This is a genomic window from Micromonospora sp. NPDC023814, assembly GCF_040639595.1.
In the GTDB taxonomy this organism is placed as follows: Bacteria; Actinomycetota; Actinomycetes; order Mycobacteriales; family Micromonosporaceae; genus Micromonospora.
Genome location: NZ_JBFAAF010000041.1, coordinates 24,995 through 37,947, shown reverse-complemented (window position 1 = coordinate 37,947; position 12,953 = coordinate 24,995). Strand labels below are relative to the sequence as shown.

Sequence of the window (12,953 nt, the reverse complement as noted above, 5' to 3'; positions counted from 1 at the left end):
CGGCGTCGGGCAGTCGACCCCCGCCGCCGGACCCGGCCCCCGCGCCCCCGTCAACCGGCCCACGGCCGGGCCGCTGTCGGATATCCGCACCGCAGCGTCGGCAAAGCGACGCTCGGCTGCCGCCGGTCGCACCCCGTCCGTACTCTTCGTGCCCATGACTCCGGTGCATGATCGTTCGCGGCATCCGGGCGGTCGTACCGGCTTGCCGGAGCTGTTGCGCGGGCACCGGCTCGCCGCCGGCCTCACCCAGGCCGAGCTGGCGGCCCGGGCCGGCGTCGGTGTCCGCACCGTCCGTGACCTGGAGCGGGGCCGGTCGTCCCGGCCGCAGCGCACCACCGTCGAGCTGCTCGCCGGCGCGCTGGAGCTGACCGGTGCCGCCCGGTCGGCGTTCCTCGCCGCCGCCCGGGGGCAGGCGCCGGCCGCGCCGCCGGTCGCCCTGGTCGGCGCGCCGCCGGCTCGCCTCGACGCCGACCACCACGTCGGTACCCCGGTCGCGCTTCCGCTCCCGGTCGCGCTGATCGGCCGGGACACCGACCTCGCCGAGCTGGTCGGGCTGCTCACCGACGGGCGCGGTCCCCGGCTGGTGAGCCTGGTCGGGCTGGCCGGCGTCGGCAAGACCGCGCTCGCCCTGTCGGTGGCCCACGCGGTCGTCGACCGATACCCCGGCGGGGCGGCCGGCGTGCTCATCGGCGAGGGCTCCGACGCCGCCGACGTGCTCGCCGCCTCCGTGGCCGTCTTCGGGGTCGGCCGGATGCCCGAGCTGGCCGCCCGACTCGACGGCCGGCCGGCGCTGCTGCTCGTGGACGCGGCCGAGCGGGCGCCCGATGCCGTCGCCGAGGCGGTGCACCGGCTCGCCGGCGCGGTGCCGTCGCTGCGGGTGCTGATCACCGGCCGGCACCCGGTGGGCCTGCCCGGGGAGCGGGTGTGGCCGGTCTCCCCGCTCGACGTACCCCCGGCGGGGAGCGAGCGGGCCGGCCCGTCGGCGCTGGCCGACTACCCCGCGGTGGCGCTGTTCACCGCCCGGCTCGCCCAGGTCCGCCGGGAGCCGCCCGGCCCGGCCGAGCTGCCCGCCCTGGCCGCGCTGGTACGCCGCCTCGGCGGCCTGCCGCTGGCCATCGAGCTGATGGCGGCCCGGGGCCGGATCCTCGACCTCGACGAGCTGCTCGACCGGTACGGGGACCGCGTCCTCGACCTGGCCACCTCGTCGGGGGCGGCCGAGCGTCCGGGCTGGGACACGGCGGAGCCAGGCCGCCCGGAGGGCCCCCGGGCGGCGGTGGCCGAGACGCTGCGGGACGCGGTGGCCACCAGCTACCGCCTCCTCGCCCCCGCCGAGCGGGCCGCGTTGCGCCGGCTCGCCGCCTTCGGCAACCGCTGGTCGGTCGAGCTGGCCGAGGAGATGCTCGCCGACGACGCCGACCGGGACGGCACGGTCGCGGTGGACCCGGTCCCGCTGCTGGACCGGTTCCTGGAACTCGGCCTGCTGAGCGTCCGGGGCACCGGGCCGTTCCGGTTCCGCCTGCTCGACGCCGTACGGGACTTCGCCGCCGAGCAGGCCATCGGCGCCGGCGAGCTGACCGCGATCCGGCGTCGGCACGCCCGGGTCGTCGCGCGCCTGGTGGCCCGGACCGCGCCGGAGCTGGCGGGCGACGACCTGCCGGCCGCGGTGCACCGGCTGGACGAGGTGAGCGGCGACATCAGCTCCGCCCTGGCGCACGCCGCCGTCGACGACCCGTTGACGGCACTGCGGTTGGCGGCGGCGCTGTCCCGGTGGTGGCGCTTCCGGGGGCGGGACGTCCCCGGCCGGCAGTGGCTGCGTCGGCTGCTGGCGGACCCGCGCACCGCCGACGCCGACCCGGTGCTGCGGGCCTGGGCGTCCCTGGGGGTGGCCCGGCTCGCCGCCGAGCACGGCGCCGGGGCCGAGGAGGTGCCGGCGGCGCTGGCCGCGCTGGCCGCGTTCCGGGACGCCGGCGACGTCACGGGGGAGGTGGAGGCGGGGGCCGTGCTCTGCGCGCTGCTGGTCGCCCTCGGCCGGCACGACGAGGCGCGGGAGCAGGCCGAGGCGGTGCTCGCGCTGGCCGGCCGGGGTGGCCGGGTCCGGGACATGGCGGTGGCGCAGAACAACCTCGCCTGGCACGACATCCGGGTCGGCGACCTCGCGGCAGCCCGCCGCCGGCTGGCCGCGGTCGACCGGCTCGCCGCGCAGTGCGGTGAGCAGCGGCTGCGGGTGCTCGCGCGGGCCAACCTCGCCGAGGTGTCCCGCCTGGAGGGCCGGTACGCCGACGCCGTCGACCAGGGCCGGCGGGTGCTGGAGGCGCTGGCCGACCTCGGCGACCCCGGCCACCGCCGCCGGGTGCTCGGCACCGTGGGCCTGGCGCTGGCCCGGGACGGGCGCCTCACCGAGGCGGCCGAGGTGCTGGCCGAGCTACGCCCGACCGCGACCCCGGTGCCGCCGTCGCCGCGTCTCGGGGAGGCCGGGTGGCTCGGGGATGCTCGCTGGGCACCGGTGCGCGGGACGCACCCCGAGGACGGGATCGGCGCGTTGATCGAGGGGAGCCTGGCCCTGCGCCGGGGCGATCGCGAGCTGGCGGCGGAGTGGTTCGCCGCCGCCGCGGAGGCCGGCGCCGAGGGCCAGAACCGGCGCGACGTGGTGGAGGCGTTGGTGGGCCTGGCCGCGAGCACGGCGGACCCCACCGTGCTGGACCGCCTCGACCGGGCCTGCCGACGCAGCGGCATCCGACTGCTGCCGCAGGAGGAGGAACTGCTCTACGCGCTGACGGCGGGCGGGCGCGGCGGCGGCCCCGCGACCACGTAGACCGGCCACGGCTGGCCGCGCCGTGGCCGGGAGTGGGTGCGCCCCGCGGAGCGGGCCGGAGGTGGCGCGGGCGACGAAGCCCCTCTTGCTACCCCTCGCTCGTCGCCCGCGCCGTCACCCCCCGGTGCGTCCCCACTGCCCGAAGACTAGCCACCGCGTGCTCGCGACTCCGTCCGGTTTGATCGACTATCTCCCGTGGGCGCGGCACTTCTGCCGCTCTTTCTGCCGGTGCCCGGTCGCGCCCTGATCGACCGGTCAGGCCGGGGCGGTCGCGCCGTCCCCGGTCGGGGCCGACTCGCTGCTCCCGGCGGTGGCGCCCGGGTGGACGGCGTCCCGCACCCGGCGCAGGCCGTCGAGCAGGGCGTCCAGCGCCGCCGGCTCGAGCTGGCCGGTGAACCACTGCTCGATGATCCGCAGGTGCCCGGGCATGGTCTCGTCGAGCCGCTGCATGCCGGTGGCCGTGACCACCGCGTACGAGCTGCGCCGGTCGGAGGGGCAGGCGCGCCGGGTGAGCAGGCCGTCGCGTTCCATCCGGTCGACGACCCGGGTGACCCCGCTCGTGGAGAGGGAGGTCTGCGCGGCCAGGTCGGTCATCCGCAGTTGGTTGCCCGGTGAGCGCGCGAGCCGGGTCAGCACCTCGAACTCGACGGGTGAGAGGTCGTGCTCCTCGAACTGGGCGGCGAACCGGGCCGACAGCCCGGCGTGCGCCTCGTAGAGCAGGCCGACGGCGGTGATCCGGGGATCGTCGAACGCGTTCTGGTTCACCTGTTCATCCTAGCAGTACTTGACACAGGGAATATTGCTGGCTCTATAGTTGCTGCAACAGCCGTTGAGGAACTCAACCAAGCTTCCACGGAGGGTAGTTTCCATGACCAGCAGCACCGCACCGGTTACCCGCGACTGGGACGGCCTCACCATCCCCAGCGCCGGCACCTACGCGCTCGACGTGGCGCACAAGCGCGTCGGCTTCGTCGCCCGGCACATGATGGTCAGCAAGGTGCGCGGTGACTTCGCGGACGCCTCCGCCACCATCACCGTCGCCGACGACCCGCTCCAGTCCTCGGTGTCCGCGACCATCCAGGCCGCCAGCATCAACACCAACCAGGCCGACCGGGACGCGCACCTGCGCAGCCCGGAGTTCCTGGACGTCGAGGCCTTTCCGACCCTGGAGTACCGCAGCACCGGCGTCAAGTCCCGCGACGGCAACGAGTTCGTCCTCTCCGGCGAGCTGACGGTCAAGGGCGTCACCCGCCCGGTCGACCTGGAGGTCGAGTTCGAGGGCGTCGGCCGCAGCCCGTTCGGTCAGGACATCTTCGGCTTCTCCGCCTCGGCCGAGATCGACCGCGAGGAGTTCGGCCTGACCTGGAACGTCGCCCTGGAGACCGGCGGTGTGCTGGTCGGCAAGAAGATCAAGATCGAGATCGAGGGCGAGGCCGTCCGCCAGGCCTGATCCGCCGTACCGCATCCGGGCCCGCGCCGCACCACGGCGCGGGCCCGATGCGTGTCCACGGGCAAGAGCCCGGCCGGTGCGATTTGTCACGACTCATTCGCGGCCCGGTCCGCGTAGCGGGCCGTACGGGCTGGGTAGAGATGTCGCCGGGAGCGTGCTGGCCGGCCGGCTGCGGTCGTCCCGGCCGCTGGACAGCCGGGTTCCGCCTCTGGTCCCGGCGAGGTCGGCGCTCTTACCGTGGATGGTTCACCACGCGCATTCCGGGCCCGGCGCGGTCCCGACTGCGCCTCGCGCCGGGAGGAAACATGGGCAGGGACGTCGAGCAGGGCGCCTTCTCCCGGGAGGACCGGGTCCGTTACCGGCAGAAGGTCCGGCGGTGCCTGGACGTCTTCGCCCTGATGCTGGACGACTTCGGCTTCGACGCCGACCGGCCGATGACCGGCCTGGAGATCGAGCTGAACCTGGTCGACTCCGCCGCCGAGCCGGCGATGCGCAACGACCAGATCCTCGCCGACATCGCCGACCCGAGCTTCCAGACCGAGCTGGGGCAGTTCAACCTGGAGCTGAACGCGCCGCCCCGGCTGATCGAGGGAACGGGCTTCGCCGACTACGAGCGGGACCTGCGCAGCAGCCTCACCCGGGCCGACGAACGGGCCGCCAAGTCGGACGCGAAGATCGTCCTGGTCGGCATCCTGCCCACCCTCACCGAGCGGCACCTGGTGGTGGACAACCTCTCCACCAACGAGCGCTACCGGGTGCTCAACGACCAGATCGTCGGCGCCCGTGGCGAGGACATCGAGCTCGACATCCGGGGTGTCGAGCGGTTGCAGACCCACACCGACTCGATCGCCCCCGAGGCCGCCTGCACCAGCCTCCAGTTCCACCTCCAGGTCGCCCCCGACAGCTTCGCCGACTACTGGAACGCCTCCCAGGCCATCGCCGGGGTGCAGGTGGCCGTGGGCGCGAACGCACCCTTCCTGTACGGCCGGCAGCTCTGGGCGGAGACCCGGATCGCCCTGTTCGGGCAGGCCACCGACACCCGGCCGGACGAGCTCAAGGCGCAGGGCGTACGCCCCCGAGTCTGGTTCGGGGAACGCTGGATCACCTCGATCTTCGACCTTTTCGAGGAGAACGTCCGCTACTTCCCGCCGCTGCTGCCGATCTGCGAGGACGAGGACCCGGTCGAGGTGCTGCACGCCGGCGGCGTACCGGAACTGGGTGAGTTGCGCCTGCACAACGGCACCGTCTACCGGTGGAACCGACCGGTCTACGACATCATGAACGGCCGCCCGCACCTGCGGGTGGAGAACCGGGTGCTGCCGGCCGGCCCGACCGTGGTCGACATGCTGGCCAACGCCGCCTTCTACTTCGGCCTGGCCCGGGGGCTGGCCGAGGCGGACCGGCCGATCTGGAGCCAGCTCACCTTCAGCTCGGCGGAGGAGAACTTCCACGCCGCCGCCCGGCGCGGCATGGACGCCGTCCTGCACTGGCCGCGCCTCGGCGAGGTACCGGTCACCAAGCTGGTCCTGGACGTCCTGCTGCCCAAGGCCGCCGCCGGGCTGGACCGGTTCGGGGTGGCGTCGGCCGAACGCGACCGGCTGCTCGGCATCATCGAGCAGCGCTGCCGGACGGGCCGCAACGGCGCCGTCTGGCAGACCGAGGCGGTCTGGGCGGCCGAGCGGCACCGGGGCATGGACCGGGACGCCGCCCTGCACCACATGGTGCAGCGCTACGCCGAGCTGCAACGCGGCAACGAGCCCGTGCACACCTGGCCGGTCGACTGACCGACCCGCCGGGGCGGGACCCGGCCGAGCGGGCCCGGTGGTGGCGCCGCTGCCCGACACCCGTGAGGTCCGCCTGCGTCCCCTCAGCGGGTGCGGCGGCCGGACCGGAGACGGCGGCCGTCGGGCCCGCGATCCTCCGGGGCGGGGTCCAGGGACGCGGCGGGCGGTCCGTCGGACGTCGGCGCCGCCGGGTCCGCCCCGGAAGCCGGCGCGGCGGGTTCCCCGGTCGGCGCGGCTGCTTCCCCGGTCGGCGTGGCCGGTTCCCCGGCCCGCTCCGGGACGTCGGACGTCGGGCGAAGGGCGCCGGTGTCGGCACGGGCCGGGGCGCCGTGCTCCTCCGACACCCGGTCACCGGGCACGACGGACGGCTCGCCGGTGCGCTGCCGGGGCACCGTCACCGGGTCGCGCCCAGCGGCCCGCCGGGCGGCCCGCTGGGCGAGCGCGGCGACCAGGACGGAACCGCCGACCCCGACGATCACCGCGTACGGGGCGGTCAGGTGTGCCGACACCTGCTCCGGGCTGATCGCGGTCACCCTCGGCACCGCCAGGAAGTACGCGATCGCGACCAACAGGGGACCGGCCGCGCCCGAGGCGGCCGCCCCGACCCGCCGGTCGGGGTGCCGGGCGCTGCCCCGAGCGGCCAGGGCCCCGATCGCCAGCGCGGAGCCGAGCGACAGCAGCGCCCCGGGCCAGTAGAAGTAGTCCCGGATCCAGAACCGTCCGTCGTCGGAGCTGAACTGCCAGATGCCGAGTTGGGCGCTGGTCAGCCCGCGCCCGGCCAGCACCCCGTCGAGCACGGCGACCACGGCGAGCAGCCAGAGCCAGCCCACGGTGGCGATCACGTTGTTGGCGGCGGCCCGCGAGCGCAGCGCCCAGACGGCCGTCGACACCCCGACCAGGACGCCGACCGCTGCGTACGCGGCGGCGACGTTCCGGGGGGAGCCGGTGTCCGCCGCCACGGCCGCCCGCGCCGGCACGGCCACCAGCAGCACGGTGACCAGCGCCCCCACCCCGGCGGCCACGGCGAGCGCGACGTGCCGGAGGAGGCCGTCGCCCGGCCCGGCTTCGGGCGCGACCGCCGTCGCGTCGTCGGGGGCGCCGCCGGGCACCGGGGCGCGGTCGCGCAGCCGCTGGGCGCACACCGCGCCGAAGACCGTCGAGGTGGCCGCGATCCAGGTGGCCCAGACCAGGCCGGCCACCCAGGCGGTCGCGCCGGCGTTGGCGTCCGCCGGTGCCCAGTTGATGATGCCCAGCCCGTAGCCGAAGCCCAGTTGGGCCGCGCTCGTGCCGGCAGCGACGCCGACCGCGATCGCGATCGATCCTCCCCAGCCCCGTCTGGCCATGCCGGGGAGCGTAACGTCCCGTGCTCGGCGCGGCGAGTCGTCACGGTTCCGCCGGGGTGACCGCGACCGCGTCGGGCTTGGCGGGGGCGGGTACGGTCGCCGGTGATCGAGGCGGTGGACGGCATGACGGACGGGTACACGGGCGGGGGCGCCGGCGCGCGGGACGACGCCGGGGCGGGCCGGACGACCACGCTGCTCGGCGGCGGGCTGGCCGTCGTGCTGCTCGCCGCCGTCGGCGCGACGGGTGGGTGGCTCCTGGCCGGCGAGGATGAGCCACCCACCCCGTCGGACGCGGCGGCGACCGCTCCGCCCACCGGCACCCGGAGCGCCGCCCACCCGACGCCGGGGCGGTCGACGCCGGCGCGGACGGGCGCGCCGACCCGCCCCGCCGGCCTGACGGTCCCCGAGGTGGTCGGGGAGGACTTCGCCGAGGCCCGCGACGAGTTGCGTGAGCGGCGGTTGGGCTGGCGACTGGTCTTCCTGGGCGGCGCGGGGCGGACGGTGGAGCGCGCCTCCCCGGCGGTCGGGACGCAGGTGCGGCCGGGGCGCACCGTGACGCTCTACGTGAGCGGCCCGGCCCCGGCCGCGACGGTGCCGGACGTGGTGGGCGACGACTGCGACGAGGCGGGGGACGACCTCGTCGACGAGGGCTTCTACCCGCAGTACGGTTCGGGTCGGACCGGCACCGTCACCCGCCAGGACCCGCCCGGCGACAGCACGGGCAGGTGGAACGACCAGGTGTCGATCTGGTGCGGTGCGGCACCGGCGGGCTCGGGCTCCGCCATCCCGACGCCGTGACGGAGCGTCCGGCACGCTGATCCCGGCCGATGGCCGTCCGGACCGCTAGGTTGGCGGTCAGGGGCCACGACGCCTGCCCGGGTCGGGAGAGGGACGTGCGATGAGCGAGCGTGAGCGAGCGAGTCATCGGCGCAGTGCGGTGGTGCCTCGTGTCGGCACGCAGCGAAGCGGAGTGCCGGCATGAGCGACGACCGCCAGGAACCGCCCGCCGGGGAACACGACGACCCGACCCGCCCGCTGCCCACGTCCGGCGACCCGTCCGCCGGGCCGGAGCCGGCCGACCGCACCCAGCGGCTGCCCGGCCCGGAGGGCCCCCCGCCAGCCGGGGGCGACGCCACCCGGTCGATGCCCGTCGACCGCGCCGCCCCGCTGGACCGTACGGCCGCCATGCCGCCCGAGCGGTCCGGCCCGGCGGCCTGGTCCGGGCGCGCGGAGGTGCCGCCGCCCCGGCCGGCGGATCCCCGCGAGGCCGCCGAGTGGTATGCCGAGGAGCCCGGCGGCCGGCGCTGGTGGCTGCCGATCCTGTGGGGGGTGGTCGCGCTGCTGCTGCTCGGCCTGCTCGGGGTCGGGCTGTGGCTGGCCCTCCAGTCCGCGGACGACGACGATCCGGCCGTTCCGGGCCTGTCGCCCTCCCCGTCGGTCACCCGCGCGTCGCCGACGACCCCCGCGCCGACCTCGGCCGTCCCGACCACCCCCTCGCCCTCCGTGCCGCCGACCACCTCGGCGGCGCGGGTGCCGATGCCACCCGTGGTGAACCTGCCGCTGGCGACGGCGCAGGCGATCCTGGACGACCTCGGGCTGGGCCACCGGGTGGAGTACCAGGAGTCCGACCGCCCCGAGGGCACCGTGATCCGCACCGAGCCGGAGGCCGGGGAACTCGTCCTCGACGGGGAGGAGGTCACCCTGGTGGTGTCCCGTGGCGCGCCCTCGCCGTCCGGCGGCGAACCCACGCCGACGACGGCCGGGCCGACCGCCACCAGGTGAGCCGCCGCTGACCGGGCTGCCCGGAAAGGTCACCGCTCCGGGTGGTGCACGAACGAGCGGCGGCCGGCCGGGTCACCACATCCGGCGTCTGGTTCCGACCAGGCCGAGACCGGCCAGCGAGATGGCCAGACCGAAGACCCCGGACCAGAAGAGGGAACGGCGGACGTCGTCCGGCGACTGTCGGGCGGCCTCGGCGGTGCCGTCCGACGAACCGGCCGGCACGTCGGTCCCGGGCTCGTCGGCGGCGCCGAGTGCGCCCGCTCCGTCCGGGGAGTACGGGGCGTCGAAGGCGTCCGGCCCGTCGTCGCTGTCCGACGGGTCGTCGTCGGCCACGGTGATCTCCGGTGCGGGGACCGGGGTGGTCAGCCGGGTGGTGGACGACAGGGCGGGGTCGCGGACCACGACCACCAGTGTCGTGGCGGCGCCGATCAGCGCCAGGACTCCGAAGGCGTAGGCGATGCGGGAGCGGTGGTGCCGCCGCGCGGCGGACTGATTGACCATGGCCATCCCAGGTTCGGGGTCCTGGACGCGCGGGGTGGAACCTGCCGGGGTGGGCGTACCTCATTCTATGGCGGGGGCACGCCTCCCGGCTGCCGATCGCGGAGCTCAGCCCACCCGGAGCGGGGTGCGGGCGACGGGTCGGCGCGGTGCCCGCACGGCGTGCGTACGGGGCTCGGGAGCCGCCCGCAGTTGGCGCAGACCCTCCCGCTGGACGAAGATCGACCGCCGGTTGACCGCGTCCCCCGAAGCGTTCAATTCGTAGCCGTCGAGCCAGATCCAGCCGTCGTAGGTCGGCCAGTCGAGCACCCGGATGACCCGGAACGTGATGGGCCTGAGGAACTGGACACTCGCCGCGCGAGTCACGTGCAGTACGTCACCGGAGCGGGGAAGCACATGGGCTCCTGGGAAGGGTCGGCCGGCGGACGGGCCGGCGGGAGCGGGTCGGGGGACTTTCGGTGGCCGGCCACGGGGTCGTGCCCGCGTGGACCGGTGGTGCGGGCGGTGGTGGTCGGGCCGCACCCGCTGGTGGCGAACCGCCACCCGACCATCACCCGGCTGCTCCGGGTACCGCTCCCGCCGCCACAGCCAACTGGCGTGCAGCGGCGGGGTCATCAACCCGGGGCAGGTCTGGTTGTCGAAGGCCGGGCGGCTCCACCGGCGCGCGTCCCGGAGCCCGTGGGGTCACCACGGCGGGGGAGCGGACGGAGACGGTGAGTAACCCGTGCCATACGCACAGAGTGCATCAGCGACGTGCTTCATGCAAGTTGCACGTCGACTTTTGCCGATACGCGAGCGGCGCGCGCAAGCGGCGCTTGAAGCCGCTCACGTATCGGCGGCACACTGGGGTCCGGTTTCGCCCGTCGCGGCCGGCCGATGACCGGCACCACCCCCTCGCCGCGAACGACGCCCGCCGTTCGACGGTCGCGCCCCCGGCGGGCGACGGCAGCGGCGCGCGCGACGCGGAGGTGGGCCGGTGAGGGCCGACAGCCGGTGGTCCCGACCAGCGGACGGGGTGGTGAGGCCGTGAGCGAGCGGCGCAGCCCGACCATCCGGCGCCGCCGCCTCGGCGCGGAACTGCGGCGGCAGCGGGAGGCGGCCGGGATCACCATCGAGGTCGTCGCCGAGCAGTTGGAGTGCTCGGCGTCGAAGATCTCGCGGATCGAGACGGGTCACACCACGGCGACGCCGCGCGACGTGCGGGACATGCTCCGGATCTACGGGGTGGTGGGCGCCGAGAGCGACGAGTTGGTGCAGATCGCCCGGGAGGCGCGGCAGAAGGGCTGGTGGCACCCGTACAGCACGGTGCTGGTCGGCGCGTACGTCGGCCTGGAGGCCGCGGCCAGCTCGATCCGCGCGTACGAGCAGCAGGTGGTGCCCGGCCTGCTGGAGACCGAGGCGTACGCGAGCGCGATGATCCGCGCCGCGCGGCCGGACTTCACCCCTGACCAGGTCGCACAACGTGTCCGTGTCCGGCTCGGCCGTCAGTCGTTGCTGACACAGGATGATCCGGTCGATCTGTGGGTGGTGCTCGATGAGGCGGTGGTGAGCCGTCCGGTGGGTGGGGACGCGGTCATGCGTGACCAGCTCAACCGGCTGGTCGAGGTGGCGGAACTGCCGAACGTGACGCTGCAGATCCTGCCGTTCGAGGTGGGGGCGCACGCCGGCATGGACGGGACCTTCACGATCCTCAGCTTCCCCGAGCCCGGTGATCCGGATGTCGTGTACGCGGAGAACGCCACGGGTGGGCTCTTCCTGGAGAAGAGCGACGAACTGCAGAAGTACAGCTTCATCTTCGATCACGTCCGAGCGGCGGCCATTCGTCCGGAGGAGTCCATCGCACACATCGCGAAACTGGCAGAGGAGCCGTTGTGGAAATGGCGACCAAGGGGTTCCCCGTGGACCTGACGCAGGCAGCGTGGTTCAAGAGCTCGAAGAGCGGGCCGAACTGTGACAACTGCGTGGAGGTGGCGTACGTGACGGGGGCGGTCGGCGTGCGGGACTCGAAGGACAAGACGGGTCCGGCCCTGGTCTTCGCCCCGGGCGACTGGCACGCCTTCGTCGCCGGCGCCAGGGGCGGCGGCTTCGGCCGGGACTGACGCGACCGGTAGGTGATGCGGTGTCCCCGTCCGGCGGGCAGCCGGGCGGGGGCACCGCCGTGCCCGCGTCCGGTCCCGACGCGAAGAAGCCCGGCCATCCCGTCGCCACATCGGGCCCGTGTCGTTGTACCCCTCGATACGGCGCTGGTCGACAACCCGCCGCACGAATCGCAACCGAACGAGGCAGGCGAGACGGATGACGACGATCGGGTCAGACAACCTCACCAACGGGCCGGGCAAGCCGGAGCGCTTCGGGGGCAAGTACCGCGGGGCGCGCCGGGACACCGTTCTCACCGAGGTGGTGTCGACCGACACGGAGGTCGGTGGCCGGGAGGCCACGACGGCCACGCCGGAGCAGGCGGGGCCGCTCTCCCTGCCGTCGCTGGATCCGAACCCGTTGACCGAGCCGTCGTTCCCGCCGGGCGGCTGGTCGATGGAGCCGGCCGAGTCGCTGGCCGACCACCCGCTGCTCCGTGGGCTGCTGATGGAGCTGCCGCCGAAGGGCAGCGTCCCGCCGCCCGGGTGGCTCGACCGTTGGTTCGAGGCGACCCGGGCGATCCTGGAGCTGCTATACGTGCAGGGCTCCGGCCGCTCGCGGTGACGCCGGCCGGGGCGGCGCGGCCCGCTCGGCGAGGCGGCTGTGCCGCAGCGCGTGGCGTACGCCGATGGCGGCGACCGCCAGCACCCCGACGGTGATCGCCGGCCCGGTCACCCCGGGCGCGAACAGCGGTTCCGGGGCGCTCGCCGCCGCCACCGCGGGCAGGATCGCCAGGCCCGTGACCTGCAACGGAAGCCCGACCAGCGGGTGCGCCGCGGCGGCCCGTAGGCCGTGCGGGGCCGGGGTCCCGGGCGCCGCGGCGAACGCCCCCGCGCCCGCCCGCAGCCGGCGCACCCGGCGCACGGTGCAGGCCGCGACGACGAGCGCGGGCGCGGCGGCGAGGGTGAGACCGGCGGCGGCCCGGTCCGCCGGGGTCGCGCCGGCGCTGGAGAGCCCGGCAACCAGCACGGCGGCCGTCAGGCCAAGGCAGGTCAGGGTCAGGGCGAGCACCCATCCCGTACGGCGGCGCAGGGCGCGGGCGCGGTCCAGCCGGGGCATCCCGTCCGCCAGCCAGCCGGCGGCGAGCCAGCCGGCGGCCAGCGGGATCAGCACGGTGAGGTGACTCTCCATGACGGAGAGCATTGCCC

13 protein-coding genes are annotated in these 12,953 nt (G+C 75.5%); 8 read left to right on the top strand and 5 right to left on the bottom strand.

What is annotated here, in order from left to right; all coding sequences use genetic code 11:
* Positions 1-154 precede the first annotated feature (154 nt).
* Positions 155-2,812 (top strand): helix-turn-helix domain-containing protein, encoded by a 2,658-nt coding sequence (locus AB0G14_RS21690; protein WP_357700022.1) that lies wholly within the window; start codon positions 155-157, stop codon positions 2,810-2,812.
* 255 nt (positions 2,813-3,067) lie between these two features.
* Here the strand turns inward: AB0G14_RS21690 and AB0G14_RS21685 are convergent, their stop codons facing one another.
* Positions 3,068-3,577, bottom strand: coding sequence for a MarR family transcriptional regulator (locus AB0G14_RS21685; RefSeq protein ID WP_357700020.1), 510 nt, complete (start codon positions 3,575-3,577; stop codon positions 3,068-3,070).
* A gap of 103 nt (positions 3,578-3,680) precedes the next feature.
* Between AB0G14_RS21685 and AB0G14_RS21680 the strand changes: the two genes are divergently transcribed.
* Together AB0G14_RS21680 and AB0G14_RS21675 are read left to right on the top strand one after the other, a co-directional pair.
* The gene (locus AB0G14_RS21680) at positions 3,681-4,262 is read left to right on the top strand and encodes a YceI family protein (protein ID WP_357700018.1); all 582 of its coding nucleotides are present in this window, start codon (positions 3,681-3,683) and stop codon (positions 4,260-4,262) included.
* A gap of 305 nt (positions 4,263-4,567) precedes the next feature.
* Positions 4,568-6,046, top strand: coding sequence for a glutamate--cysteine ligase (locus AB0G14_RS21675; protein ID WP_357700016.1), 1,479 nt, complete (start codon positions 4,568-4,570; stop codon positions 6,044-6,046).
* A gap of 83 nt (positions 6,047-6,129) precedes the next feature.
* On the opposite strand, the gene AB0G14_RS21670 is transcribed toward AB0G14_RS21675, so the two are convergent.
* Positions 6,130-7,389: a hypothetical protein gene (locus tag AB0G14_RS21670; RefSeq protein ID WP_357700014.1), complete on the bottom strand. Its 1,260-nt coding sequence runs from the start codon at positions 7,387-7,389 to the stop codon at positions 6,130-6,132.
* 123 nt (positions 7,390-7,512) lie between these two features.
* On the opposite strand from AB0G14_RS21670, the gene AB0G14_RS21665 reads away from it, so the two are divergent.
* Positions 7,513-8,187 (top strand): PASTA domain-containing protein, encoded by a 675-nt coding sequence (locus AB0G14_RS21665; RefSeq protein ID WP_357700012.1) that lies wholly within the window; start codon positions 7,513-7,515, stop codon positions 8,185-8,187.
* 180 nt (positions 8,188-8,367) lie between these two features.
* Positions 8,368-9,171: a PASTA domain-containing protein gene (locus tag AB0G14_RS21660; RefSeq protein ID WP_357700010.1), complete on the top strand. Its 804-nt coding sequence runs from the start codon at positions 8,368-8,370 to the stop codon at positions 9,169-9,171.
* A 72-nt stretch (positions 9,172-9,243) separates the two neighbouring features.
* Here the strand turns inward: AB0G14_RS21660 and AB0G14_RS21655 are convergent, their stop codons facing one another.
* Positions 9,244-9,678, bottom strand: coding sequence for a hypothetical protein (locus AB0G14_RS21655; protein WP_357700008.1), 435 nt, complete (start codon positions 9,676-9,678; stop codon positions 9,244-9,246).
* Positions 9,679-9,777: 99 nt separating this feature from the next.
* Entirely contained in the window at positions 9,778-10,065 is a 288-nt protein-coding gene (locus AB0G14_RS21650) for a hypothetical protein (protein ID WP_357700006.1), read from the bottom strand.
* Between the two features lie 630 nt (positions 10,066-10,695).
* Here AB0G14_RS21650 and AB0G14_RS21645 point away from each other — a divergent pair.
* The 3 genes from AB0G14_RS21645 to AB0G14_RS21635 all read left to right on the top strand — a co-directional run bounded on the left by AB0G14_RS21645 (position 10,696) and on the right by AB0G14_RS21635 (position 12,369).
* A complete protein-coding gene (locus AB0G14_RS21645; protein WP_350702337.1) occupies positions 10,696-11,577 on the top strand; it encodes a helix-turn-helix transcriptional regulator in 882 nt (293 codons plus the stop codon).
* The gene (locus AB0G14_RS21640) at positions 11,547-11,768 is read left to right on the top strand and encodes a DUF397 domain-containing protein (protein WP_357700003.1); all 222 of its coding nucleotides are present in this window, start codon (positions 11,547-11,549) and stop codon (positions 11,766-11,768) included. Before AB0G14_RS21645 ends, AB0G14_RS21640 begins: the two co-directional genes overlap by 31 nt.
* 196 nt (positions 11,769-11,964) lie before the next feature.
* Entirely contained in the window at positions 11,965-12,369 is a 405-nt protein-coding gene (locus tag AB0G14_RS21635) for a hypothetical protein (protein ID WP_357700001.1), read from the top strand.
* Here AB0G14_RS21635 and AB0G14_RS21630 read toward each other — a convergent pair.
* Positions 12,337-12,936 (bottom strand): hypothetical protein, encoded by a 600-nt coding sequence (locus AB0G14_RS21630; RefSeq protein ID WP_357699999.1) that lies wholly within the window; start codon positions 12,934-12,936, stop codon positions 12,337-12,339. The two genes, AB0G14_RS21635 and AB0G14_RS21630, sit on opposite strands and share 33 nt — an antisense overlap.
* Positions 12,937-12,953 lie beyond the last annotated feature (17 nt).